The organism is Methylovulum psychrotolerans (assembly GCF_002209385.1).
GTDB lineage: Bacteria > Pseudomonadota > Gammaproteobacteria > Methylococcales > Methylomonadaceae > Methylovulum > Methylovulum psychrotolerans.
This window is the reverse complement of record NZ_CP022129.1, coordinates 3,859,445-3,883,068: the sequence shown is the minus strand read 5'-3', so window position 1 is coordinate 3,883,068 and position 23,624 is coordinate 3,859,445. Positions and strand designations below refer to the sequence as shown.

26 protein-coding genes are annotated in these 23,624 nt (G+C 51.4%); 12 read left to right on the top strand and 14 right to left on the bottom strand.

What is annotated here, in order from left to right; translation table 11 throughout:
- Positions 1-131: 131 nt before the first annotated feature.
- A complete protein-coding gene (locus tag CEK71_RS17520) occupies positions 132-383 on the top strand; it encodes a ribbon-helix-helix domain-containing protein (RefSeq protein WP_088620591.1) in 252 nt (83 codons plus the stop codon).
- A 56-nt stretch (positions 384-439) separates the two neighbouring features.
- On the opposite strand, the gene CEK71_RS17515 is transcribed toward CEK71_RS17520, so the two are convergent.
- On the bottom strand, positions 440-814 hold the full coding sequence (locus CEK71_RS17515; RefSeq protein WP_088620590.1) for a winged helix-turn-helix transcriptional regulator: 375 nt from the start codon (positions 812-814) through the stop codon (positions 440-442).
- Between the two features lie 109 nt (positions 815-923).
- On the opposite strand from CEK71_RS17515, the gene CEK71_RS17510 reads away from it, so the two are divergent.
- Entirely contained in the window at positions 924-1,682 is a 759-nt protein-coding gene (locus CEK71_RS17510) for an SDR family NAD(P)-dependent oxidoreductase (RefSeq protein ID WP_088621677.1), read from the top strand.
- 178 nt (positions 1,683-1,860) lie between these two features.
- Here CEK71_RS17510 and CEK71_RS17505 read toward each other — a convergent pair whose 3' ends face one another.
- The 3 genes from CEK71_RS17505 to CEK71_RS17495 form a co-directional block, all read right to left on the bottom strand.
- Positions 1,861-2,337 (bottom strand): hypothetical protein, encoded by a 477-nt coding sequence (locus CEK71_RS17505; protein WP_088620589.1) that lies wholly within the window; start codon positions 2,335-2,337, stop codon positions 1,861-1,863.
- A gap of 54 nt (positions 2,338-2,391) precedes the next feature.
- Positions 2,392-3,153: an SDR family oxidoreductase gene (locus CEK71_RS17500; RefSeq protein WP_088620588.1), complete on the bottom strand. Its 762-nt coding sequence runs from the start codon at positions 3,151-3,153 to the stop codon at positions 2,392-2,394.
- Between the two features lie 116 nt (positions 3,154-3,269).
- Positions 3,270-3,707: a hypothetical protein gene (locus tag CEK71_RS17495; RefSeq protein ID WP_157679378.1), complete on the bottom strand. Its 438-nt coding sequence runs from the start codon at positions 3,705-3,707 to the stop codon at positions 3,270-3,272.
- Positions 3,708-4,088: 381 nt separating this feature from the next.
- Between CEK71_RS17495 and CEK71_RS17485 the strand changes: the two genes are divergently transcribed.
- From CEK71_RS17485 to CEK71_RS17450, 8 genes are all read left to right on the top strand, one after another.
- Positions 4,089-4,820 carry a L,D-transpeptidase family protein gene (locus CEK71_RS17485; protein WP_088620585.1) on the top strand — a complete coding sequence of 244 codons (732 nt, stop codon included), beginning with the start codon at positions 4,089-4,091 and terminating at the stop codon, positions 4,818-4,820.
- Between the two features lie 238 nt (positions 4,821-5,058).
- Positions 5,059-5,694: a DUF7003 family protein gene (locus tag CEK71_RS17480; RefSeq protein WP_198328292.1), complete on the top strand. Its 636-nt coding sequence runs from the start codon at positions 5,059-5,061 to the stop codon at positions 5,692-5,694.
- 51 nt (positions 5,695-5,745) lie between these two features.
- A complete protein-coding gene (locus tag CEK71_RS17475) occupies positions 5,746-6,180 on the top strand; it encodes an ABZJ_00895 family protein (protein ID WP_088620584.1) in 435 nt (144 codons plus the stop codon).
- A 125-nt stretch (positions 6,181-6,305) separates the two neighbouring features.
- Positions 6,306-6,833: a demethoxyubiquinone hydroxylase family protein gene (locus tag CEK71_RS17470; RefSeq protein WP_088620583.1), complete on the top strand. Its 528-nt coding sequence runs from the start codon at positions 6,306-6,308 to the stop codon at positions 6,831-6,833.
- Positions 6,834-6,943: 110 nt separating this feature from the next.
- On the top strand, positions 6,944-7,387 hold the full coding sequence (locus CEK71_RS17465; protein WP_088620582.1) for a protein tyrosine phosphatase family protein: 444 nt from the start codon (positions 6,944-6,946) through the stop codon (positions 7,385-7,387).
- A gap of 255 nt (positions 7,388-7,642) precedes the next feature.
- A complete protein-coding gene (locus CEK71_RS17460) occupies positions 7,643-8,410 on the top strand; it encodes an energy transducer TonB (protein ID WP_088620581.1) in 768 nt (255 codons plus the stop codon).
- Positions 8,411-8,420: 10 nt separating this feature from the next.
- Positions 8,421-9,089: a MotA/TolQ/ExbB proton channel family protein gene (locus CEK71_RS17455; RefSeq protein WP_088620580.1), complete on the top strand. Its 669-nt coding sequence runs from the start codon at positions 8,421-8,423 to the stop codon at positions 9,087-9,089.
- Positions 9,086-9,493 carry an ExbD/TolR family protein gene (locus tag CEK71_RS17450; RefSeq protein ID WP_088620579.1) on the top strand — a complete coding sequence of 136 codons (408 nt, stop codon included), beginning with the start codon at positions 9,086-9,088 and terminating at the stop codon, positions 9,491-9,493. Before CEK71_RS17455 ends, CEK71_RS17450 begins: the two co-directional genes overlap by 4 nt.
- 74 nt (positions 9,494-9,567) lie before the next feature.
- Here the strand turns inward: CEK71_RS17450 and CEK71_RS17445 are convergent, their stop codons facing one another.
- From CEK71_RS17445 to amoC, 4 genes are all read right to left on the bottom strand, one after another.
- Positions 9,568-11,454 (bottom strand): ATP-binding cassette domain-containing protein, encoded by a 1,887-nt coding sequence (locus tag CEK71_RS17445; protein ID WP_088620578.1) that lies wholly within the window; start codon positions 11,452-11,454, stop codon positions 9,568-9,570.
- Between the two features lie 266 nt (positions 11,455-11,720).
- Positions 11,721-12,965 (bottom strand): bacterial ammonia monooxygenase, subunit AmoB, encoded by a 1,245-nt coding sequence (gene amoB, locus CEK71_RS17440; RefSeq protein WP_088620577.1) that lies wholly within the window; start codon positions 12,963-12,965, stop codon positions 11,721-11,723.
- A gap of 94 nt (positions 12,966-13,059) precedes the next feature.
- Positions 13,060-13,803, bottom strand: coding sequence for a bacterial ammonia monooxygenase, subunit AmoA (gene amoA, locus CEK71_RS17435; protein WP_088620576.1), 744 nt, complete (start codon positions 13,801-13,803; stop codon positions 13,060-13,062).
- 130 nt (positions 13,804-13,933) lie between these two features.
- The gene (gene amoC, locus CEK71_RS17430) at positions 13,934-14,686 is read right to left on the bottom strand and encodes a bacterial ammonia monooxygenase, subunit AmoC (RefSeq protein WP_088620575.1); all 753 of its coding nucleotides are present in this window, start codon (positions 14,684-14,686) and stop codon (positions 13,934-13,936) included.
- A 288-nt stretch (positions 14,687-14,974) separates the two neighbouring features.
- Between amoC and CEK71_RS17425 the strand changes: the two genes are divergently transcribed.
- Positions 14,975-15,409 (top strand): hypothetical protein, encoded by a 435-nt coding sequence (locus CEK71_RS17425; protein WP_088620574.1) that lies wholly within the window; start codon positions 14,975-14,977, stop codon positions 15,407-15,409.
- A 76-nt stretch (positions 15,410-15,485) separates the two neighbouring features.
- On the opposite strand, the gene CEK71_RS17420 is transcribed toward CEK71_RS17425, so the two are convergent.
- The 4 genes from CEK71_RS17420 to msbA all read right to left on the bottom strand — a co-directional run bounded on the left by CEK71_RS17420 (position 15,486) and on the right by msbA (position 21,005).
- Entirely contained in the window at positions 15,486-17,072 is a 1,587-nt protein-coding gene (locus CEK71_RS17420) for an ABC-F family ATPase (RefSeq protein WP_088620573.1), read from the bottom strand.
- Between the two features lie 273 nt (positions 17,073-17,345).
- On the bottom strand, positions 17,346-18,173 hold the full coding sequence (locus CEK71_RS17415; protein WP_088620572.1) for a cupin domain-containing protein: 828 nt from the start codon (positions 18,171-18,173) through the stop codon (positions 17,346-17,348).
- A gap of 15 nt (positions 18,174-18,188) precedes the next feature.
- Entirely contained in the window at positions 18,189-18,851 is a 663-nt protein-coding gene (locus CEK71_RS17410; protein WP_088620571.1) for a sigma-70 family RNA polymerase sigma factor, read from the bottom strand.
- Positions 18,852-19,241: 390 nt separating this feature from the next.
- Entirely contained in the window at positions 19,242-21,005 is a 1,764-nt protein-coding gene (gene msbA / locus CEK71_RS17400; protein ID WP_088620570.1) for a lipid A export permease/ATP-binding protein MsbA, read from the bottom strand.
- Positions 21,006-21,084: 79 nt separating this feature from the next.
- Between msbA and CEK71_RS17395 the strand changes: the two genes are divergently transcribed.
- Positions 21,085-21,651, top strand: coding sequence for a Uma2 family endonuclease (locus CEK71_RS17395; RefSeq protein WP_088620569.1), 567 nt, complete (start codon positions 21,085-21,087; stop codon positions 21,649-21,651).
- On the opposite strand, the gene CEK71_RS17390 is transcribed toward CEK71_RS17395, so the two are convergent.
- Together CEK71_RS17390 and CEK71_RS17385 are read right to left on the bottom strand one after the other, a co-directional pair.
- Positions 21,630-22,817 carry an O-antigen ligase family protein gene (locus CEK71_RS17390; protein ID WP_088620568.1) on the bottom strand — a complete coding sequence of 396 codons (1,188 nt, stop codon included), beginning with the start codon at positions 22,815-22,817 and terminating at the stop codon, positions 21,630-21,632. The genes CEK71_RS17395 and CEK71_RS17390 overlap by 22 nt on opposite strands.
- Before the next feature lie 54 nt (positions 22,818-22,871).
- Positions 22,872-23,273 carry a hypothetical protein gene (locus tag CEK71_RS17385; protein WP_088620567.1) on the bottom strand — a complete coding sequence of 134 codons (402 nt, stop codon included), beginning with the start codon at positions 23,271-23,273 and terminating at the stop codon, positions 22,872-22,874.
- Positions 23,274-23,624: the final 351 nt, after the last annotated feature.

Below are 23,624 nucleotides of genomic sequence, written 5' to 3'. Positions count from 1 at the left end.
TAGCCCTATATGGGTTTCAAGGTCTTTTAACAGGTGTTACAAAACAAAAGACAAAAGCTATTTGTCTTGCCTGCCGTATATTTATGGTGTAAATATGAACCATATATGCACCACATTAAGAGGATAGCGCTATGGCAAGACAAAGTATTTCTTTTACTACCCCAAACGATAATTGGTTAAATTCCTTGCTTGAAAGCGAAGAATACAATAGCAAAAGTGAAATCGTAAATGACTTAATACGAAGAGCAAGGATGCATCAAAATGAACTGGATATGATACGCAGTAGGTTAATTAAGTCAGAAAACAGCGGATTTGTAGCCCAGACTGCCAATGAAATCAAAGCGGAGCTTAAGGAGGAGTTGAGACGGGATGGGAAATTATAAATTAACGGAAGATGCAAAAAACGACTTACGTTATCCAGCCAGCCATTACTATCCAATCACTCTGCACCCAACCCTTCGGCATTTGCCAGCTCAAGCTCCGCTTCAATATCCTTTTGCACGGCTTTAATATATTTAAGTATCTCAAAAATGCGCAACCCGTAGTCGGTCAAATAATACTCCACACGCGGCGGCATTTCGGCATAGATGGTTTTGTCAATAATCCCCAAGGCCATCATTCTGGCAAAATAATAATTCTGCACACGGGTGGTCAAACCCGGCAGGGCTTTTTCGATGGCCCCCGGACGGCAGATGCCCGCTTGTATGGCATCGAGGATTTTGAGCGACCATTTGCAGCCAAAGACTGCCGAAATGGTCGCCCCCACATCAGGGGGCGATATTTTTTTCGCCTTATTTACCGCCTTTTCTTTCATAAAAGTACCCTACTGACAAAAAAGTGCCCGCTTGTTGCCTGCGAAAAATAGCGGCATTATCGCCTTCGGCAATACCGCCGTATCCTTAAATTTTAGCAGAGGTAATCTTATGGGCTTAGCAAATAAAGTGGTGGTCATCACCGGAGGCGGGACAGGCATGGGCGCGGATGCGGCCAGAGGCTTTCTTAATGCCAGGGCCAAAGTCGTAATTAATGGCCGCCGCGAAGACAAACTGGCGGCGGTGGCGGCGGCATTAGACCCGACCGGGCAACAACTCGCCTATTTTACCGGGGACATCCGCGACCCCGCCATCAGTAGCGGGCTTATCAATAGGGCCATCCAACAATTCGGCGGCGTTGATGTCTTAATCAACAATGCCGGCGTTTTTGCCACCAAAGCCTTTCTTGCCCATACGGAAGACGATATTGACGGCTACCTGCAATTATTGCGGGCTTATTTTATCACCAGCCAACACGCCATCACCGCCATGCTGGCAAGGGGTTCGGGCGCGGTCATCAATGTCGGTTCTATGTGGTCAAACCATGCCATTGCCGCCACGCCGTGCTGTGGTGCGGCCACCGCCAAAGGCGGCGTGCACGCGCTGACCCGTAGCTTGGCGCTGGAATTTGCGCCCAACCACATCCGCGTCAACGCCATTGCCCCCGGATTGGTGGAAACGCCGTTGTTTGACCCGCTACTGACCCCGGAGCAACTGGCAAGCTTTAACAGCTTTCATCCGCTAGGCCGCAACGGCCAAGTGAAAGACACCACCTCGGCGTTGTTATTCTTGGCCGATGACGAACTCAGCGGCTGGATTACGGGCGTTATTTTGCCCTTAGACGGCGGGGTCAGCGCGGGGCGTAACTGACAGCGTTTGAAAGCTTGGGCGTTCCGTTGAAAGTTACGTCCAAGGCCTTATAGCCCAAGAGGCCAACGCCACTTGGGCTATTTTAACTGAGGGCTAACGTCCTTCTATAGAGTCCATTGCACTCCGTGCGGCCCGACTTCTACAGTGGAGTGCAAAGGTCTCTAGCCTTTGCGCTGCCCTACAAATGCTTAAACGACTTGGCGATATGGCTGGTAATCTTGTCATACAATGCCTTTTTTGCCTTGGGGTAGGTAAAATAGATCGTCTTCAGTAAGCTATCCTTTTTGACCAAGGTTTTTTGATAAAACACCTCCTGCTTATAAAAACCCGTGACCACAAACCAGTCGTCACCTTTCGCCTGATAGACAAATACCCGCTCTGCCTTATCGTCCGGGTGTAAGGCATCAAAAAATAACGCGTCAATGCCTTTGTCATCGATATTGCCTTCACCGTAGGTAAACAACACCGCATCCATGTCCTCCGACTTGAACACTTGCCCCATGTGGTTGCCGGATTCGCCTTGGCCGTATAAGATACCGTCAGGAATGGCGACCGAGTATTCCGCCGCCCCGTTTTCATAAGCGGTATAGGTAATGTCTTTAGCGGCACAAGTGCCGGAGAACAACAGCCCTATCAATAACAGATGCTTAAGCATAATGCCTCTTTGTAGTGGATTTTAGCTACCAAGGAGTAGGATGTTTTTGCCCTATTAAGGATAATCCTGACGGGTCGGGCGGATCATAATGTCGCTGATATGCACATGCGGCGGTTGCGTGACGATGTAGTGAATGGCGTTGGCCACGTCATCGCCGATTAACAACGGCCCCCACCTATCCTCAAAGCCCTGCACCATCTCGTCACTGTAATTGGCCGCCGCTTGGAAGCCGCTCAGCACAATCCCCGGCTCCACCAGCGAAACGCGGATACCTTTAGGCCCCACCTCGCGCCGCAGCCCTTCGGCCAAGGCATGGACAGCGAACTTGGTCGAACCATAAACCGCGCTAAACGGCGAAACGTTCCGCCCGACCACCGAACCGACAATGACAATATCCGCCGCCGATGTCGGGTAAGCGGGTTGTTGCCAAGCCAGCATGTCCTGCGCGGCCTTTTGCAGCAAGGCCAGTGTGCCAGTGATATTGATGTTGACCACGTCGGCAAATTGCGTCAAATCGGCATCTTTGACCGACCCGCCCAAGCCGCGCCCAGCGTTGGCGACCACAATATCAGCGGGCTTGCCAAAATGGCTGTATGCGCTGGTGAACAATTGCCCGATCACCGCCGGATCAGCGGCATCACCCGCCACCCCGCAAAACGCCGCCCCCAGCTCTTGCTCAAGTTCGGCCAATTTGGCGGCATTACGGCCACTGCCGACCACGCCGAAACCGGAAGCGACCAGCTTCCGCGCCGTAGCCTCACCAATACCGGAGGTCGCGCCAGTTACAATGGCTATGCGTGTGTAGTTGTTGGACATTATTTGCTTCCCTTAGTGAGTTTACAATTTCAATAGGTTAATATACTTTGTGCCGAAAATGATTGGGGGCTACTTACCTGTGATGAATAAAAACGCGGCCAGATGTCCCCACCCCACTAGGCTTGGTTTAAAAATAAAAACCGACGATTTTCAAAAAAGCGAAATGACGGATCATTGATTTTCGCAAGATTGATCTCAAGGTCGCCCTCTAATGGCTCTGCGGTTTCTTGCCCATGAGCCCAGGCATCAACGCAATCCACAAGCTCGCCTCTTTCTACCAATTTTCGTATGATTGCGATCACTTGCAGAGTTGCCTCTATGTCAGAAGCCTCTTCTGAATACCACTCTTGCGGTTCGCCGAAACCCAGTTCAACGCTACTCGTGTACAAATGCCTGAAACCACAACTACAGCCATGTTGTGAGCCGATGTACCATTGGTTTTTGAAGCTGAGGTACTTTTCTTCGGGGATTCCAGGCAATTCAGATGAAAACCGGACAAGCCCATTGTTATTAACGGCCAAATCATCTTCGGCTGTCGTACTTAATAAGGTCATATAGCACATAAAGGCAAGCCTAACGTAATGGTAAGGAATAAGGATGTTATGTGTGCATTACCGCGCTTAAGCCGTAATCATAGCGGTAAGGCGCAAAACGGGCAATGCCGCCTAAGGTAACGGCACAGCGGCCATCTCGCTTAAGTGCCGCTCATTTACATTTTTTTCTTGAATATCATCAGTTTGCCCAATAGCCTTTATAAGGCACCGCTTGCATAGATAGTAATAATTAATGTTATTACTGGTTTTTTTGTTGTATAGTCTGCCAAAAGTGGTTTTTAGCTTGGCAAAAGCGGGGAGCGCGGGCATCTTGCCCGCCCTTGCGGGCAAGATGCCCGCGCTCCGGCCTCACGATAATAATGTATACACTCAATAACTGTCATGTCGAAAAAATGGCGTTTTCTTATCGGGGTAGGGCTTATCGGCTTGGCGGCACTTGCCGGGCTGGTATTTTATGGGCGGTCGCTTTGGGTGCCGGTGTATCAGGATATGACGGGTATTAAACAAACGGTGGAAGGGGTGCTGGCGGACTACGGCGGGCCGGCGCGGGCGCGGTTAGAGCCGTATTTTCAGGCGGCGGGGGTGGCTTATCCGCCGCCGAAAATTGCCTTGCTGGGCATTAAGGACAGCGCGACCCTGGAACTATGGGCGCAAACCCCAGCAGGGTGGGCGTTCATCCGCACTTACCCGATTAAAGCCTTAAGCGGCACGGCAGGGCCGAAACGCCTGGAAGGGGATCGGCAAGTGCCGGAGGGGTTTTATGGCATAGCAGGGCTAAACCCCAACAGCGCCTTCCATTTGTCGATGAAGCTCAACTACCCTAACGCTTTCGATTTGCAACACGCCGCCGCCGAACAACGCCACCAGCCCGGCAGCAATATCTTTATCCACGGCAAAGCCCAGTCGGTCGGTTGTTTGGCGATGGGCGACGAGGCGATTGAGGAGTTGTTCGTATTGGCGGCGACAATCGGCAAAACCAATATCGCCGTCGCCATCGCCCCGTCCGACCCGCGCCTCAAGCCCTTGCCTAACCACGCTCAGCCGCCTTGGGTGGCGGAATTATACCAACACCTGACTGGATACTTCCGCCAGTTCCGGCGGACGGTCGGCTGATTTTTAGGTGATTTTTAACGCGCTAGAGCCGGAGAAATAGGTTATTTTGCAAGGTATTGGTGTATATTTTTGGTAATACTTTATTTCATTACGCGTTTTTTTATTGTATAGTTCGCCAAAAGTAGTTTTAGGGCGGCAAGAAGCTTGGCTTCGGCGTTTGTTCCTACGCCATGAGATTAAGTTTTTTGTCATCGGCTTTGGGTTATCCCTTTGCCGCAACACTATCGGACCAATAACCATGCTGGATGAACAATTGATTTTAGCCGACTTAGATCGGGCGCATAAAAATTATTATCTGCCGTGTTTCGGCAATATGAATATAGATTATGTCGCCTCGCGCCTCGTCGGCTTCCGTGATGAGACGCGTTGGCTATTGATGTTTAACTCTATTGTCTGGTGGCCGTCTGCCGAAGGCTTGGCGACTTTGGTGGAACTGGTCGGCAATACTTTACCCGCCAATCAGCAAGGGTATCAGGATGACCGATATTTTGTACCGGGGGAAGTCATTACCGAGGAGGACGACCAAGTAGTAGAGAGTATTGTTGTCCGTGGGCGTAAGGTGGCGGTGGATTCGCTGACGATCACCCCCAATTTGCAAATACAACCGGAACGGGGGTTCTGGGTGTGCGTCGCCCTGTTGGACGGTTATAAAGAGCAGCTTTTCGCCCAACCCGAAGAATATCAAAGATTTGTTCCGGCGGGGCTGGAGAAAATCATCACTCTGGACGAATGGCAGCATCCTGATTTTGACCTATTCCCAAGCCACACCACCACTTTTCCGGCACTGGCGCGGCGGTTGGCGAGCGGCGACCCCAGTATCACTATACCGACCCATTTAGCCAACAGCCATTGGTCGCATTGGTATCCTAAGTAAGCATATCCAGCGTAGTTTTATGCTTGTTAAACCTTTACCCCCTTACAATCTATGAAAAAGTTCGCCCTTATTTTTTCCGCCGCCTATCTCGTCATCACCCTCGTGCTGATAGGTATCATGACCGCACTGAATGTTAACCATAGTAGCGGCCTTGCATTTGCCTCCCTCTTCGTGGCCGCTTCGGTGCCTGCCCGGTTTTTTTATAAGGAACATGCCCGCCAAGCGACCCCCAGCGAAGTGCGGCGTTTTAGCTGGTTTGCGGTCATCGGTGTTTGGGCCGCTTCCGTCATAATGGTTGTCCCCTATATGGCGTTCGTGCTTACCCCTATCGAAATCAAAGAACTAGGCGAGGCGATAGGTTCTAGGCTTATAATAAGTGTCATTGTGTTGAGCTGGATGATACTGACGTGGATTTATTATTTTACCATTCGGTGGGCTTTTTCTTGGTTTATCAAACTCTACGAAAAAAACGCCAGCCCGGCCTGAGTTGCCGTTAACAGCTTGGGCGTGGCAATGGGGCGCAACCGTTTGGGTGCGCGGTTTATTGATCGGTTTAGGCGGCGGTGCCGATTTTGGCAAGCCCCTGAGCCTCGTTTTAAGGGCTTAGTGACATGATGCTATCGGTAAACAAACAATTTAGCCGCCATTTGCGCGTTATCCATGCCTGTGAAAAAGGTGCGACTGGGGTTTATTGGGGACACCGTTGGGTCGCCGCTTGGCGTTACCCTGATTTGGTGCCGGCATTGACCGCCATGCACGGCCATGAGACGGAGCATTACGCACTGTTCGGGCAATTGCTGGCGGTTAAAAATTCGCCACAGGTCGGATTGCCGATCTTATGGTGTGCAGGCGGTATCTTGTACGGTGTCGTTACCGCGCTACTAGGGCGGCGGGCGATTTGGAAAAGCACGGCGATTATTGAGGCGATTGTCGAACAGGAACTGCTGGCCGCCAGTGAATTCTTCCAGGCGCATGATCCGCAAGTCAGCGCAGCTATTGAAAAAATCTTGTTGGATGAGTTGCAGCATAAGGAACAGGCGCAAGCCCAGTCCTTAGGTTGGGCGACGATTGATGCCTATATAGAGCCGATGGCGGTGGCCGGAGCGCAGTTATCGAAAAACTTGGCTGAAAAATTGTAATTACGCCAGCCCTGCCCCAACTATAAAACAGAGGCTTATCTGCCTTATGCCTGTGCTTAAGACCATTCCGGCATATCCGCGCCGGAATGTCACCTAAAGGTTAGTCGCTTATGCTAAGCGACATCTGTCATTACCAGGCAATCTCCCCGCTCCTAGCCAGCTCCGGCCAGCCGGACGAACGGCAATTGGCCGAGATAGCCGCCCACGGCTACTCGACCGTCATTAACCTTGGCCTGCACGACGACCCGCGCTATGCCTTGCCTGATGAGCGCGGGACAGTTGAGGCGTTGGGGATGGCCTACCTGCATATCCCCGTACAATTCACCGCCCCGACCCGTGAGGATTTGGCGCGGTTTTGCACGGCAATGGCGGCGCAGCAGACGGCCAAAACGTGGGTGCATTGTGCGGCAAACAAACGGGTGTCGGTATTTTTGGGTTTATATTGGCATTTGTACGGTGGCCAAACGGTGGCGGATGCCTTCGCGTTGCAACGGGGCATCTGGGAACCGGATGCGGTTTGGGAACGGTTTATTGCCGAGTGCTTAGTGGCATAAGCCCTGCCAGCCGTTTTTTCATTATCGCCAGTGCCAAAAGACCTGCTTTAAGGGTGTGGGGTTTGGCAAAGGTAGCGTTTAGCCGAGAGGCTTGCTGGGCAGAAACAGCCTGCCTCGCCGACGCGACGGAACCGCTATTGATAAGCAATTGCCGTTTTAGCGCAATTGGCTGATATAATTAGCCGTCCTCACCCTGTCAAAACAGGGCGGCGGCTTGTAAAGCCACCGCTTATTACATCACTATTTTGCACTTAAATGCACGCCAAAACCCTTGCCGCCAGCCCCTCCCGCCCAAACCAGCCCCTATGGGCCATGGCTTTGGCTTGCCTGATCTCCATTGCCCTGCACGGCGAAATTTGGCGGGCTTGGCAAGGTATGGCTACCGAGCCTTTGCCCGACATTAAGCCGCCGCAGGTGATCGAAGTCGCTTTAACCCATGCCGCACCCAGTCCGGTAGCACCCGTGGTTATGCCCGCAGCACCGCCTCCAGTGGCGTTGCCGACACCCGCCAAACCGTTACCGAAACCGCCTGAAAAGCCCAAGCCAGCACCTAAGCCTAAGCCGGTAGCCAAACCCGCCGAGCCGAAAAAAGCCGCGCCGCCTAAACCCACACCTGTGCCGAAGGAAACTGTGCCAGAGGCCGACAGCCTACCCCGGTTCACCGCCCCACCTGCGTTTAACCCGGCACCCGCGCCCGCGAAAGCCAGCCCGACCCCTGTCCCTAGCGCCGCGCCGCCGCTGGTTAACGCCGCCTATTCCGCACCCGGCTTAAAAAATCCGCCGACCCGATACCCCAAAATTGCGCAAATGCGCCAATGGGAAGGCACGGTCACTTTAAAAGTGAAGGTCTTAGCGGACGGCACAGCGGGGGAGATTCAGATTGTCAGCGGCAGCGGCCACGAAATCCTCGATGAATCGGCGGTTGAACAAGTTAAAGAATGGCATTTCATACCCGCGCACCGGGGCGATAAAACCGTTGAGGATTGGGTACGCGTACCTATTTCATTCAAATTAAAATCTTAAAGGAAAGCTCATGATACACATTTCTTCCGCCAACATTGTCCAAATCACCTTATGGATACTGATTGGTTTTTCGGTACTGACCTGGGCCATCATTTTCTTAAAAAGCTGGCTGATCTGGGGGATTAACCGTAATAACCGCGCTTATGCCGAACAATTTTGGGCGGCCAGCACCTTACAGGCGGCGGCGCAGCTTGAGCAAACCAACAGCGCCTTAGGGCGTATCGCCGGGGCGGGTTTTCATGCCTTAAGCGATGTCCATAACAATGTCGCCTCCATGCTAGTGCTCAGCGGAGACCTGCAATCCATTTTAGAGCGCTCCTTACGGCAACAAATCAGCAAAGAGCGTAAAACCTTGGAGCAATGGTTATCCATGCTCGCCAGTATCGGCAGCACCGCGCCATTTGTCGGCCTGTTCGGTACGGTCTGGGGGATTATGCACGCCCTGCAATCCATTGGCCAAGCCAAATCGGCCAGCTTGGACGTGGTGGCCGGCCCTATCGGCGAAGCCTTAATCGCCACCGCCATCGGTATTGCCGCCGCCATTCCGGCGGTATTGGCCTATAACTTTTTCATCCGCACCATTAAGCTGACTGAAGCCGAACTGGAATACTTCGCCATCGATTTTCTTAATTTGGCGGTCAAATCCGGCCTGAAAGCCAGTGCAGGAGAGGTATCATGAGCTTTAAAACCGATTCCTCGTCCGACCGCGAAGCGATGAGCGAAATTAACGTCACCCCGCTGGTCGATGTCATGCTGGTGCTGTTAGTCGTGTTTATCGTCACCGCCCCTTTATTGACCCAAGCGGTGCATGTCGACCTGCCCAAAACCGAAAAGACCGACCCTGCGCCGGATAAGCATCTGGCGACCATCAGCATTGATGCCCAAGGCAACCTGACTGTGAATGAAAAACCGCAAGTCTTGGCGGCATTGGAGCAGCAACTGCGCGACTTGCACAGTGCTGATGCCGAGCTGACCGTACAGTTCCAAGCCGACACCGCCGTCCCTTACGGCAAAGTCGCCGAAGCCATGGCGGTGGCACATAAAGCGGGGATTAACAAACTAGCGTTTATCACTAAAGAATAAAGGCAAGACGTTACGCTCGTGGAGCGCGGGCATCTTGCCCGCCTGCGTGCGGGCAAGATGCCCGCGCTCCAGCCTTACTGCGCCGCCTCCACCTGCTCTTGTGCTTCCATCCACAGCATCTCCGCCTCTTCCAAGGCCTTATCCACTTTCACCTTACTTTCCAGCAAGGCTTTCAGACGGCCTTTGGCAGCATCGTCATAAAGCGCCGGATCGGCCAATTGCTGGACTAATTGCTGCTGTTCCTTATGGTATTTTTCCACGGCCAGCTCGGCTTTTTTCAAGGCATCGTATAAGGGCTTGTGACGTTGGCGGCGTTCCGCATCCAATTTGCGTTGGTCTTTGCGCGACACTGTCGCGGCGGTATCGGTGGCGACGGTTTTTTCTTCGGCTTTCTTCTGCTCAGTTAACCAGTTCCGGTAATCGTCAAGGTCGCCGTCAAAATTTTGCACTTTACCGTCGGCAACCAACAGCAATTGGTCAGTGACCGAGCGCAATAAGTGGCGGTCATGCGAGACGACGACCATCGCCCCTTGGAAGTCCTGCAAAGCTACGCTTAAGGCGTGGCGCATTTCCAAATCCAAATGGTTGGTCGGCTCATCCAGTAAGAGCAAATTCGGGTTTTGGTACACCAAAATCGCCAACACCAAGCGGGCTTTTTCCCCACCCGAAAACGGCTTGACCGCCTCCATCACTTTATCGCCTTGAAAATCGAAACCGCCCAAGAAATTGCGCAGGTCTTTTTCGGTGGCTTGCTTGTTAAGCTGTTGCAAATGCCATAACGGGCTTTCATCCAGGCGAAGCTGTTCCAATTGGTGCTGGGCAAAATAACCGATTTTTAAGCCCTCTGCCGGCAGACGCGTCCCGGTTTGCGCCGCCATATCGCCCGCCAACAGTTTTATCAACGTCGATTTACCCGCCCCGTTCGGCCCCAATAAGCCAATCCGGTCGCCCGGAGCAATCGCCAAGCTGACTTGTTTGATAATGGTCTTATCGCCATAACCCAACGTTGCCTTATCAATTTTCAACAAAGGGTTGGGCATTCTGCCCAGCGCAGGGAAACTAAAATCAAACGGCGAATCGACATGGGCTTGAGCGATCAATTCCATACGCTCTAAGGCTTTAATACGGCTTTGCGCTTGCCGCGCTTTCGTCGCCTGTGCCTTAAATCGGTCAACAAAGCTTTGGATATGGGCAATTTCGCGCTGTTGCTTTAAATAGGCGGATTGTTGTTGCGCCAATTTTTCGGCACGCATTTTTTCAAAGGCGGAATAATTGCCGGTATAAATGTCGGCTTTATTGTGTTCGATATGGACAATATGGTCAGTGATGGTATCGAGAAAATCCCGGTCATGGGAAATCAGCAATAATGTGCCGGGATATTTGCATAACCAATCTTGCAACCAGATCACCGCATCCAGATCCAAATGGTTGGTCGGCTCGTCCAGCAATAACACATCTGAGCGGCACATTAACGCTTGCGCCAAATTCAAACGCATCCGCCAACCGCCCGAAAACGAACTGACCGCATTACCCTCTTGGTCTACCGTAAAGCCCAAGCCGTTCATTAGCCGCGCCGCACGGGCCTGGGCGGTATAGCCGCCGATGGTTTCCAATAAGGTGTGCAGTTCGGCTTGTTTTAAGCCGTCATTAGCGGCTTCCGCCGCCGCTAAACGCTGTTGTACCCGCCGTAACTCGGCATCGCCGTCTATGACGTAATCAATCGCGGCACTGGCCATGGCCGGGGTTTCTTGGGCGACATGGGCGATTTCCAAATTGGGCGGCATGGAAAACTCGCCCTCATCGGGGTGCAGTTCGTTTCTGACCATAGCAAACAAACTGGATTTACCCGCACCGTTCGCCCCAGTAAAGCCAATTTTTTGGCCTTTATGCAGGGTAAACGAGGAATTGGCAAACAAAACCTTTACGCCTCGGCGTAAGGCGATATTTTTAAAATTTAGCATGGGAGCGTTTTAAAATGTAGTATGGAAGGTGGGTCAAACCTAAAACAGGAGGGGGTCACGCGTTGTATCCGCTGGAAAAAGGTGTATTTGCCAAGTAACGGCAAAACCGTTGCCTGAAAAATAAGCCCTTATATTAACATCCATTAGGTTTAGCATCCTAGCGGACTAGCCTAGTTGGCCAAATGGCACACAATAAAAAACCCCTGCCAGTCTTACAACCGGCAGGGGTTCCAATTCTTAACTCTTAAACTAAGTTATTGCTAAGCTTAGATGAAAGTAGGAATTAATGGAGCGTCAATAGTGATCAATTGACGTTTACCAGCTTCATCATAGAAGAACAACAAACCAGCAAAACGGCTATCTGGATCGTAGATCAAGTCGGCTAAACGGTAAACTTCCCATGCAGCGTCAGAAGCAGTTACTTGAACAGTTCTTGATTGACCTGGAGCCAGTGGGCTGTTATCGCTAACAGTCAAACCTTCTTCAGCCAACAAGTCGTCTGGGTAACCAGTTTCGTCTTGAGCAACGTTAGAGTCTAAGAAACGAACGCCAGCAGTGTTGAATTCGCCCAAACGAACAGCGGAATCACCGTTGTTAGTAATGGTCAAAGTCATTTGCATTGCACGGCCTGGTACGCGGTAAGTAGCGTCTTCAACTTTAACAGCAACTGATGTTACAGGCATTTCAATTGATTTGATGCCACGCAGCAAACCAGCTTGTAATGGAGTAGTAACAGGGAATTTTTCGTTGGTAGTGCTCATTGACATAGCAACGATAGCGATTGTACCAGCGGCAAAGCCCATTGCTACTTTTCTGTCTGTGCTGCTGATTAAAGACTCAGCTTTGCCAGATTCAACAGCGATAGAACGTGGAATGAACATTGGTTTTTTCATCCAATAGCCCATCCAAGCCAAACCTAAAGCATACCAGAAGGCGTGCCAGAAGTAAGTGTTGTCCAGATTGTAAGTTTCCAGGTCGATAGTTTCGCCTGTCAAAGTAGTAATCGGGTTTTTGAAGTCTTTCATAGAACCGGTAACAGTTACCCATTTACCTGGACCAATGATTGGACCACCGCCTTTCACGTTCAACATAGTGTGAACGTGCCAGTCACCTGGACGACGAGCTTTTAATAGGACTTTGAAGTCATAAGTTTCGCCCAGTTCCAAAGAAACTGAACGTGGAACCAATTGACCACCGATCCAAGATCCGGCACGGATAAATACTGGGCCTGGGATACCGATGTTCAAGAAAGAAATTTCTGGTTTATCAACAGTTTCTGGCCATCCGCTGAAAACGAAGAATTTTCCGGAGATAGTCATAGTGTCGTTAACAGGCACTTCTTCTTTCGACCAGTTCAAATCGAACCAGTGGATAGTCCGCATACGCATGAACGCAGCTTGAGATTTTTCACCGTGTGCAGCAGCAGTTGGTGTGTAGAACATCGATGCTGTTACAGTAGCCAGCAATGCGACAAAGGACAATTTAGCAACCTTGTCTTTTAATAATTTCATATATCCTCCTCTATAATAGAGAATCTATAGTTTGTTAAGTATCTAGTGCTGTTAATTTTTTCAATTTAAGCCACTAGGTCATAATTATTGGTTCTTAAGCAGATTTAACAAAATCAGTCTTGTTGAACCATTGACCGAAGAAATGCCAAATGAAGTAAATTAAGATACTCATGAAACCAGAGAAGAACGCTGATACTGGAGCAACGTCTTTACCGAAAGTTCTCAGTGTACCTTTCTCAACCATTCTGATGTACTCAGGAGTACCAGTTCTAACGTAGTGGTAACCTTGTAAGTCAGCCAAAGTCATCATCATGCCGTTGTATTCAACAGGAACATGTAATGGAGCAATGATTGGCCAGTTACCTGGGTAGAACAACAGACCGAAGCTCAAACCGCCCAGAACCGCTGTCAATACCATGCTGTTAGACAGCATCAGGATAACGTCAAGAACGATAGCGCCTGGCATCAGGTTAGAAGGGAATACGAAGTTAACTGGGAAGTATGTCCAGCCCCAGAAGTTCAGGTATCTGTTGATCCATTCGCCTAATAACAGGCCTAAGATGCAAAGAACAGCACCGAAAGGTAAACGGTAACGCCACCACAACATAGCTTGTACAGCAGCTGGGAAAGTAATTGCAACGATAGGGGCAACAGTAACCCACAGACGTCTATCTTTCCAGTCAGTCCAGAAATCCCAGTCACCGCCGGTTAACATATAGTGAATGTGATAACCACCAAGAACAACGAAGAACAATGTAAAACAGATTAGCCAATCGAACGTACGTGAAGCTTTTACCGCTTCAGCGCGTGAACGTACAGCTGATTGAGATGCGCTCATTAGCTTACCTCCTAAAAGGATTTAAATTATTTTTATAAATGCTATCTTCTCTCATGTCCGCCGCCTAGACGGCGTTCATTTTAGGAGATAGATTTGTTTACTTTTATAAATGTTTTTCAGACGGGGCAGATTATGCCAAGTCTTTTTTCAACAATTTTGAAATTGAAGCAACTTCTGTGTTTACAACGCCCATTACACCCAGAGCAGCCCATCCGAAGAATACGAAGCCGTAATGTAAAGGAGCAACAAACAATTCTTCCATGAACCAGAAAGTGTGACCCCATTCGTTCAAACCTACGTTAGGCAGAATCATGAAAGGACCAACTACTGATACCAAGTATTGCAGAGACAAACCTTGTTGGTAAGCTGGCAATCTGGTTTTAGCATACAAGAAAGCTGCACCACCAGTGATGATGTAGATTGGGTAGCTCAAGTAGAATTCGATGATGTGACTTGGAGTGAAGTCAGTGTCACGAACGATAGTTTGATGCCAAGTACCGTCTTGTTCGGTGAAGTAGCTAGCGCCGTAGTAAATAGCGATGCCGTACATTACCAACCAAACCCAATGTGTAAAATGTCTTCTCAATTCTTCTCTTGGAGTAATTGACATAACTTTACGGTCACGGGTTTTCCAGATGTAACCCCACAGGATACCTGCGGTAGAAACTTCTAATACGAACTCGATGTACAGGAAGTTCATCCAGTATGTTTCAAACTCAGGGGCAAAAGAGTCCAGACCAGCTGACCAGCCGTAGACGCCTTCATACCAACGAACCCAACCGTAGAAAATGATATAGACTAAAGCGCCTAGATACATATTCTTTTTATTTAACAGCGGTGCTTCCGCAGCATCAGCTTTCACTGATTCAGTTGTAGCTGCCATTTCTATCTCCTAAAAATTATTAAAATCTCAGAGGTTATCCAAGAATCGTAGTAACAATTCCCTTTTGCCCAATCTCATAGTGCTACTATTAAGAAAGACACCAACTCTATTTGGTGAGTAATCAGTCTACCAGTTCGGCTAACCTTGTCAAGCCCAATCATTGCAGAAAATGCTTTCGGTCGTGACAATTTATATTTGCTAAAAATATACTTCCTCTTAAGATATTGATGTCTGTTAAAATTCCGTAGATGACTTTAATTTTATATCGCCTTAAGAAAAACTAATTTTATGAAAAACTTTCTCAAAAAGTACCCAACTGTCGTATTGATCATCGGCCTTTGCACGCTGTTTCTGACCCAACAAAAAGTAGTCATGCCCTTTGTATATGACATCATTAAATCCGACCTGTTTTTGGTCGACAGCAATGACAAGGCCAGCCAGTTACCCATTTCGACACACCTGACCGAATTGGCTTTTAACAACTGCAATACCTATATAAAATCGACACTTGACCCAAACACCACCATCACTTTTCCGGCCAAACCGATCAACGCTTGGAGCTTGGGCAATTATCAATATGTCATTAACGCCGAAGTGACCACCGCCAGCGGCGCCCATAAGTATGCCTGCCGGATCACTTACAATAACGGTGATGACCAAGAAGGTGTTGCCGACATTAAAAACTGGTCGGTCGACGGCCTGTCAGGTTTAGAAAAAATTTAACGGCCCAGCGGCCCGCTTAGGCTTTTAGACGCTAGCCGGACAGGCGCTTAGCAAAAGCACCCGTCCGGCTATTTTTTTAGGCTTGGCTGCTCAGATAATCATCGTAGCTGCCGTTAAAGTCGACGATACCCTGTGGGGTCAGTTCGATGATGCGGGTCGCCAGCGACGAGACAAATTCGCGGTCATGGCTGACGAAGATCAACGTGCCCGGATAGTTTTCCAACGCGGTGTTCAGCGATTCAATCGACTCCATGTCCAAATGGTTGGTCGGTTCGTCCAGCACCATGATGTTGTTTTTTTGCAGGATCAGCTTGCCGAACAGCATCCGCCCCTTTTCCCCGCCCGATAACACCTGTACGGATTTGTTGATGTCGTCTTGCGAAAACAGCAGCCGCCCTAAGGTGCCACGGATGGTCTGGTCGTCGTCGCTGTCTTTGCGCCATTGCCCCATCCATTCGATTAAGGTCATATTGTCGGCAAAATCCTCGGCATGGTCTTGGGCAAAATAGCCGACTTCGGCGTTTTCCGACCACTTGACCACCCCGGCATCCGGGGCCAGCTCACCGACCAAGGTTTTCAATAAGGTCGATTTACCGATACCGTTCGGACCGATAACCGCGACCCGTTCGCCGACGGCGATCATCAGGTTGAGCTTTTGGAACAGCGGGCCGTCGCCGTAACCTTTTGCCACGCCTTCCACTTCCAAGGCCAAACGGTGCAGCTTTTTGCTCTGGTCAAAGCGGATGAAGGGGTTGACGCGGCTGGAGGGCTTGACTTCATCCAGCTTGATTTTATCCAATTGCTTGGCGCGGGAGGTGGCCTGCTTGGCTTTGGAAGCGTTGGCGGAAAAACGGCTGACGAAGGTCTGTAATTCGGCAATTTGCGCCTTTTTCTTGGCATTGCCCGCCAACAGGCGTTCGCGCACTTCAGTGACGGCAATCATGTAATCGTCGTAATTGCCGGGATACACGCGCAGTTCGCCATAATCCATGTCGGCCATGTGGGTGCAGACGCTGTTTAAGAAATGGCGGTCATGCGAGATGATGACCATGGTGCAGTTGCGCTCGTTGAGGATGTTTTCCAACCAGCGGATGGTGTTGATGTCCAAGTTGTTGGTCGGCTCGTCCAACAGCATAATATCAGGATTGGCGAACAGGGCTTGCGCCAGCAAGACCCGCAATTTCCAGCCCGGGGCGACCGCGCTCATCAGGCCATAATGCTGCTCTAACGGAATATCCAGCCCCAACAGGATTTCCCCTGCCCGCGATTCGGCGGTGTAGCCGTCCATTTCGGCGAATTCCACTTCCAGCTCGGCCACTTGCATCCCTTCGTCTTCGGACATTTCCGGCAAGGCGTAAATCCGGTCACGCTCTTGCTTGACCTGCCAAAGTTCCTTATGGCCCATAATCACGGTGTCGATGACGCTATAGTCTTCAAAGGCGAATTGGTCTTGGCGTAAATTGCCCAGGCGTTCGTTAGGGGTGACGCTGACGTTACCCGCGCTCGGTTCCAGATCGCCGCTGAGGATTTTCATAAAGGTGGATTTGCCGCAGCCGTTCGCGCCGATCAAGCCGTAACGGTTGCCGTCGCCGAATTTGACAGAGACGTTTTCAAACAGGGGCTTGGCCCCAAACTGCATGGTGATGTTAGCTGTAGAGATCAAAATGGTGTTCCGAGAGTGGGTTGAAGTGTTAGGGGGTATAGTTTAGCGTAATGTTGGGGCAAACGGGGGGAATATCGGCAGAATAATCCGCTGAAAACGACGAAATAGGGGTTTTGCGCACACGCGGCGGCCTGTCGGCACAACGTCGGCCCACCATGAGGCACGACGCTTTCTTAAGCGGTGTTTCCGTGAACTTCGTAGCGGAGGCTAAGATGCAAACGGAAACGGCGGCGTTTAGAGTAGCGTAGTTTTATGACAATGTGATGAGCGGCCTTAAGCGACCGCACCGCGCCGGAACAGCAACGCCCCGACATCGCTGTAGACCTCGCCATGGCCGATGCCGGCGGGCGCGAGTTGGTAATCGCCTTCGCGCAGTAAAATATCGCCCAAAAATACCTCGCCGCTGAGCATCATACATTCTTCGGGCAAGGGATGGCCGTGCGCCATAACGGCCGCGCCGGGCGCTAAACGGAACAGGGCGGACGACAGCCGCTGGTCGGCCTGAAGAATTTTTTGGGATACGCCGTCAGCGATTGTTTGCCAGCCCTGCCCGTCAGCGGCAAAGACGGTATGTGCCAGACGGTCGCCAAACGGCAACAGGCCGCCCAACACTTCCAGCGCGACGGACGGGGGGTGCCCTAGTGACGTGCCGCGCAAATACGCCAAAGCCCCTTGACGCGATTGGATGCGGCCATGATGGCTACCCGCCGGGGCGGCATGATAATCGGCCACGCCCAGTTCCAAGCCGTCTATTTGCAGGCCACCGCGCAAAATAAGGCCTTCTTCCAACCATTGATGGCGGTGTTCGGGCAGGGCCGTACCCGGTGCCAGCTCAATCAATACCGAGTTGCCTTGGTCGCTTTGCCAAAGCAATTTGAAACGGATACCCGGTTTGAGGGTTTGCCAAACGCCGTGCTTGGCTCTGACCGTCAGAAAATGCTGGTGCGCGGCGGCGCTCAAAGCGACCCGCTCTTGCAAGCGGCGGCTTAGGCCCTGTTGACGGTCGGGTGCCGGCCTGACCGGGGCAATATGCCCGCCCAGCAAATGCGCCCATTCGGCGGGGGCAAGGTCGGAATCGGAGGGGTCGGTTTTGCTAGTCATAATCGTTACAGTCAATCAATAATAGGCAGATTCTGCCAGGGTTTGCTTAAGGCTGACCAGGGCGCGGCGGATGTGTGATTTTACCGTCCCTAAGGGCAAATCCATGTAATTGGCGATTTCTTCGTGGCTGAGGCCGCGAAAAAATGCCAAGGCCACTAATTGCCTAGGCAAAGGCGACAAGTGTTGCAGCGCCGCATGAAGTTGGCTGCCCGTTTCGACCGCCACCAGCAAATCGTGGGGGTTATCGCCCAACACGTCTTCCAAGTCGTCCGCCGTTTCGGCATAGTCAACGCTATCTAGGCGGCGGAGCGCGTCCAAGGCGCGGCTGCGGGCAATGGTCAGCACCCACGCCACGACACTGCCGCGTTCGGCATCAAAACGCGGGGCTTGCCGCCAGACTTGCCAAAACGCATCTTCGGTCACTTCTTCGGCCAGCTGGACATGGCGGGTAATCCGCAAAACCAAGCCATAGACCCGCTCCAATAACTGCTCATACAAAGCGGCGAAAGCGCGTTGGTCTTGATCAACAATGCGGCCTAACAAATCCTGTAAATACAGCTCATCAGGCGTGACCATCGCCACACTACCCGGCAACGCCGCTCCAGCACCTGAGATAGGGGCATCGGTAAGGTAAGTATCCATCAGCTCGTCTCTGTCTGTGCCGGAAGTTCCGCTCATCGTGTTATCGTTAACCTTATCTACGCAAAGACTGGGTGACTGGATGCAGCCACCCCCGAAAAATTATGATCTGATGTTACGCAGTTATTTTTGCGATATTGGAAAAATGCAGCAATGAGTCGCTATCGCGACGGTTTTTTTAATCGGGTTCTCGCACCCGAAGGCGAGATACTTTCTTTTGCTCCGCCAAAAGAAAGTATCCAAAGAAAAGGCGGCCCGGTTGCCGCTTCATCCTGCGCTCCTCGGTTTTGTCGGGGGTCGGTAAAATGGGCTTCCTGCCCATTTACCGACGCGCGGCATCCCTGCCGCGCCCCTTCGGGCTGATCCCGACAAAACCTGCGGTGCTCGGCGCGACAAACGGGAATAAAGCACGTTACTGCGTAACGTTAGTTATGATAGCGATGGCACCGCTTCCGGCATTTCCTTAAACTGCATGGCATGAAGCCGGGCATACGCGCCATTTTTGGCTAATAAGCCGCTGTGTGTGCCGCGTTCGACGATACGCCCTTGCTCCATCACCAAAATCATATCGGCATTCTCTATCGTCGATAAACGGTGGGCGATGACCAAAGTGGTACGGTTGCCCATGACTTTTTGCAGGGCGGCTTGGATATAACGCTCGGATTCGGTATCTAGCGCCGAGGTCGCCTCGTCCAAAATCAAAATCGGCGCGTCTTTCAACAATGCCCGCGCCAACGCCAAACGTTGGCGTTGGCCACCCGACAGTTTTACGCCATTTTCGCCGATTTCGGTGTCCAGCCCCTGCTCCAGCTTACCGACAAACTCCATCGCATAAGCGTCGGTGGCGGCTTGCGTAATCGCACTCCGCGCCGCCCCCGCCAACGCCCCATAAGCGATGTTGTTGGCTATGGAGTCATTAAACAGGATGACTTGCTGGTTCACCAAGGCAATATGCTCGCGCAGGTTGGCCAACTGATAGTCATTGACTTCCACGCCGTCCAGCAAAATCTGCCCTTGGTCGTGCGGATAAAACCGCGACACCAAGTTCACCAAGGTGCTTTTGCCGCCGCCGGACGCGCCGACCAAGGCAATGGTCTGGCCGGGTTCGGCCTTAAAGCTGATGTCACGCAACGCGGGTTCGGCCGCGCCCGCATAGTAAAAGGTCAAGTTTTTAAACTCCAACGCGCCTTGGCAGCGGTCTTTCCGGTACTGTCCGTCATCCGGCTCGCTGGCGGTATCTAAAATCTCAAACAAAGACTCGGCGGCGACAATACCGCGCTGGATGTCACTGTTGGCATCGCTCAATTGCCGGAACGGCCTGGGCAACAAGAAGGCCGCAGTCAGATAGGCGACAAAGGTGCCGACACTGGACTCTTCCATAAAAAACAAGGCCATATACATTAAAACGGCCAAGGCGATGGCAATCACCAACTGCATGGCTTGGTTATGGACAGCACTGGTCGTGGTCGATTTCAGCGACTGGCGGCGGTTATACAAGCTGCTCTCCACAAACCGCTGCTTTTCGTAAGCCTCGCCGCCGTAACTGCGGACAATGCGGTGGCCGTTGACCAATTCCGAGGTGATATGGGTCATGTCGCCGATGGATTCTTGGATGCGCTTGCTCAACATCCGCAAACGTTTGCTGACATAATTCACCAGCAACGCGATAACGGGCGCGACCACCAAAAACACCAACGACAACCGCCAGTTGATATAAAACAGATAAATCAGCAGACCCAAGGCCGTCAAACCCTCCTGCACCACTTTACGCACCGCGTCGGTGGTGGCTTGGGCGACTTGGCCGACGTTGTGGGTAATCCTAGAGATCATGTAGCCGCTGTTGTTGTCGTCAAAATGTGCGGTCGGCAATTGCGTGTATTTGGCAAAAATCTCACAGCGCAAGGTATGGATGACATTCAGCGACACTTTGGCAAGAAAATAGTTGCCCAGATAGTTGCCGATCCCGCGCATCAGCACCAGACCGCTGAAAAACAGCGGCAAATAATACATTTTCTCGCGCGACTTGGCCTGCAAGGTGTCGATAATCTGTTGGATAAGGCTGGCAAATAGGGGCTGGGTACTGGAATAAATCAGAAAGCCGAAAATACTGATGATAAACAGCCGCCGATGCGGTTTGACATAGGTCAGCAGGCGTTTATAAATCTCGGCATTAGTCTTGGGTGTGTTGTCCATAGTGTTTATTGTAAAATAGCGGGCAATCGCGCCCTATGTGGCCAGCAAAAGCCGAACCTTTCGTTTTGGAGCCTAAAATATGTTAGCACATACCGTCATCCCCTACCTCAGCGAAGCGGACTATTTGGCAATGGAAATGACCAGCCCAGAACGCCATGAATATGTGGATGGGGTAATTTTTGCCATGACCGGAGCCAGCCGGGCGCATAACCAAATCGGCGGCAATATCTATAGCTTCCTGCACGGCCAGGTCAAAAACACGCCCTGCCGCGTCTATATGAGCGACGTCAAACTGAAAATAGCCGACAAAAAAACCTATTATTATCCCGACGTGATGCTGGGCTGTAGCCGCCAAGAAACCGACGACTATGCCGTGACCGAACCGTGCCTGATTGTCGAAATCCTCTCGCCCGCCACCGCCCTGACCGACAAACGCGAAAAATGGGCCGCTTACCAACACATCCCCAGTGTACAAGAATATTGTCTGGTCGCCCAAGACAAATACAGCATCAAAAAATACACCCGCAACCCCGCCAACCCGCAGGATTGGTTTTTAGACTTTTACGGCCAAGGCGACCAAGTGCCGTTGGTTTGTGTGGATACCAGCCTTAGTGTGCAGGACATTTATGCGGGGGTATTGGCCTGAGCCGTCCCATACAACGGCGCAAAACACAACGCAATCAACACGGCAAACCAATGCCCCTCACCATGGTCGAGCATCGGGCTGTTAAAGATACTGGCGACCACTAACGCCAGCGACAGCCCTTGCGCCAAGCAGCGGTCAGGTATGGGTAACTGGCGGGCACAACTAAATTGGCTCCACAAAAAGCCTGCGTAAACCAAGACACCGACCAGCCCCAACTGTACGCCTATCATCAACGGCTCATTATGCGGGTTGCTCGTCCACAGCCGGGGGTCTGCCACCACGCGCCGGTATTCTTGGTTAAAACTGCCCGTGCCGAAACCCAATAAGGGCTTTTCCGCCATGAGTTTGAGCGAATTTTGCCAAAAACCATAGCGTAAGTTCAGCGTAGAGTCGACTTGCTCAGGTTGGGGCTTTAAATAGGCCCGGGTATTTTCAATGCCTTCCTGCAACCGTTTGGCCTTATCGGAATAGCCGACAAACACGCCTAAAGACACCGCCAACACCACGACTGCCACCACCCGGCCTAAGCGATGAAAGCGTTGCCAAGCAAACAACAAGGCCAAGGCCACCAACACCAACTGCCCCGTCCGGCCTTGCACGATAAAAAACAGGTTATACCCGCATAACAGCCCCACCGACAGATATAACAGGCGGCCACCTTTATTCTGATGAGCCTGATGGGCGCAGTAAAAGGTAAAAAACGCCATAAAAATGCTGTAGGTGATGCGGCTCTTAAAACACGGGTCGCCCTGTTCGTTCAGCGGCAAAACGCCCATCGCCATCAGATACGAACACAGCAACGCCGCCAACGAGGCCACGATAAAGCCCTTCCATAACCAAGCGCGGGCATGGCTGTCATCTAAAAACGCCAACAACACCGGAATAAAAAACAACTCATTGTATTTGTTCACCATTGCCAAGCCATCGGGCAACGGGGCGCGGCTATAAACTAAGCCCAGCCACAAGCACGCCCATAGCCCCACTGCCCAAGCGGCAATCGGGCAACGCCTGACAATGGTCGGCAAGGTCTTAAAGCGTCCAGAAAATAGCCACAACAGACCGAGTAAAACTGATAAAATCGTTACAAGGCTGGTGGAAAAATAAATGGCGATAATAAATAAAGCTAACAGAAGAGATGTACTTTTAGTGATAAGGCTTGTCTGCATTGCGTTTTTAACCTAAGGCTACCTACGGAAAGTAAGTAGGTGTGCATATATTTTTTAACATCCGTTAAACTGTCTGACCCCAGCCCCCCCTTCGCGGTTATCGCTGTTGACGGTGCTGGTGCGCAGGTAGCTGACGATGTAGTTCATGATCATTTCGGCGGCTTCGGGTTTTTGGCTGGCGACGGCGATTTGGACGTAGGTGCTTTTTTCGAGGCGGTGGCAGTTGACCAAGGCGACGCTTTGCTCGCCGAAGCCGCCGATGGTGCCGTTGCCGTGGTCTTCTATTTCCAAATTCATTTTGTCCATGATTTCGCGGCTTTTGAGCTGGCAGGCTTCAAAGCTGAGTTCATTGCGCATAAAGCTGGAGGCCATCAGCGCGGGCGGTGCGGCGTAGCCGGGTGCGGCGGCGCAGAGGCTGAGCAGGGTTAAGGCAAGGGCGGTTTGGGGGCGTTGCATACTGAATCCTTGTGGTAATGGGTGATGTCTTGCGGCCTTAGGTGCGGCGGCGGACAAGATTATAACCCTATTTTTCGGACAAGGTAGGGGGGCAAGCGGTTTTGCTTGCCCGTTACAATTTGAATGCTTGACGGTAACGCTAAGGAACGTAAGTGGGTGTTCATATATTTTTTAACATTTAACATTGGTAGCTCTGTAACCCCCTCCCAGCCTCCCCCTTGCCAGGGGGAGGGGCAAATGGCTTCCCCGTCATACAGGCGAAAGTTAGAGGAAAAAGCTCCTCTCCCTGACAAGGCTGGGAGGGGATTGCCATGCTTTCGCCTCTACAATGGATTTTATTTTATGCACGTT

Coding starts and splice junctions, on each gene's coding strand:
- CEK71_RS17520 (WP_088620591.1), top strand. CDS start 132: ATGGCAAGACAAAGTATTTCTTTTACTACCCCAAACGATAATTGGTTA.
- CEK71_RS17515 (WP_088620590.1), bottom strand. CDS start 814: ATGAAAGAAAAGGCGGTAAATAAGGCGAAAAAAATATCGCCCCCTGAT.
- CEK71_RS17510 (WP_088621677.1), top strand. CDS start 924: ATGGGCTTAGCAAATAAAGTGGTGGTCATCACCGGAGGCGGGACAGGC.
- CEK71_RS17505 (WP_088620589.1), bottom strand. CDS start 2,337: ATGCTTAAGCATCTGTTATTGATAGGGCTGTTGTTCTCCGGCACTTGT.
- CEK71_RS17500 (WP_088620588.1), bottom strand. CDS start 3,153: ATGTCCAACAACTACACACGCATAGCCATTGTAACTGGCGCGACCTCC.
- CEK71_RS17495 (WP_157679378.1), bottom strand. CDS start 3,707: ATGACCTTATTAAGTACGACAGCCGAAGATGATTTGGCCGTTAATAAC.
- CEK71_RS17485 (WP_088620585.1), top strand. CDS start 4,089: ATGTCGAAAAAATGGCGTTTTCTTATCGGGGTAGGGCTTATCGGCTTG.
- CEK71_RS17480 (WP_198328292.1), top strand. CDS start 5,059: ATGCTGGATGAACAATTGATTTTAGCCGACTTAGATCGGGCGCATAAA.
- CEK71_RS17475 (WP_088620584.1), top strand. CDS start 5,746: ATGAAAAAGTTCGCCCTTATTTTTTCCGCCGCCTATCTCGTCATCACC.
- CEK71_RS17470 (WP_088620583.1), top strand. CDS start 6,306: ATGATGCTATCGGTAAACAAACAATTTAGCCGCCATTTGCGCGTTATC.
- CEK71_RS17465 (WP_088620582.1), top strand. CDS start 6,944: ATGCTAAGCGACATCTGTCATTACCAGGCAATCTCCCCGCTCCTAGCC.
- CEK71_RS17460 (WP_088620581.1), top strand. CDS start 7,643: ATGCACGCCAAAACCCTTGCCGCCAGCCCCTCCCGCCCAAACCAGCCC.
- CEK71_RS17455 (WP_088620580.1), top strand. CDS start 8,421: ATGATACACATTTCTTCCGCCAACATTGTCCAAATCACCTTATGGATA.
- CEK71_RS17450 (WP_088620579.1), top strand. CDS start 9,086: ATGAGCTTTAAAACCGATTCCTCGTCCGACCGCGAAGCGATGAGCGAA.
- CEK71_RS17445 (WP_088620578.1), bottom strand. CDS start 11,454: ATGCTAAATTTTAAAAATATCGCCTTACGCCGAGGCGTAAAGGTTTTG.
- amoB (WP_088620577.1), bottom strand. CDS start 12,965: ATGAAATTATTAAAAGACAAGGTTGCTAAATTGTCCTTTGTCGCATTG.
- amoA (WP_088620576.1), bottom strand. CDS start 13,803: ATGAGCGCATCTCAATCAGCTGTACGTTCACGCGCTGAAGCGGTAAAA.
- amoC (WP_088620575.1), bottom strand. CDS start 14,686: ATGGCAGCTACAACTGAATCAGTGAAAGCTGATGCTGCGGAAGCACCG.
- CEK71_RS17425 (WP_088620574.1), top strand. CDS start 14,975: ATGAAAAACTTTCTCAAAAAGTACCCAACTGTCGTATTGATCATCGGC.
- CEK71_RS17415 (WP_088620572.1), bottom strand. CDS start 18,173: ATGACTAGCAAAACCGACCCCTCCGATTCCGACCTTGCCCCCGCCGAA.
- CEK71_RS17410 (WP_088620571.1), bottom strand. CDS start 18,851: ATGAGCGGAACTTCCGGCACAGACAGAGACGAGCTGATGGATACTTAC.
- msbA (WP_088620570.1), bottom strand. CDS start 21,005: ATGGACAACACACCCAAGACTAATGCCGAGATTTATAAACGCCTGCTG.
- CEK71_RS17395 (WP_088620569.1), top strand. CDS start 21,085: ATGTTAGCACATACCGTCATCCCCTACCTCAGCGAAGCGGACTATTTG.
- CEK71_RS17390 (WP_088620568.1), bottom strand. CDS start 22,817: ATGCAGACAAGCCTTATCACTAAAAGTACATCTCTTCTGTTAGCTTTA.
- CEK71_RS17385 (WP_088620567.1), bottom strand. CDS start 23,273: ATGCAACGCCCCCAAACCGCCCTTGCCTTAACCCTGCTCAGCCTCTGC.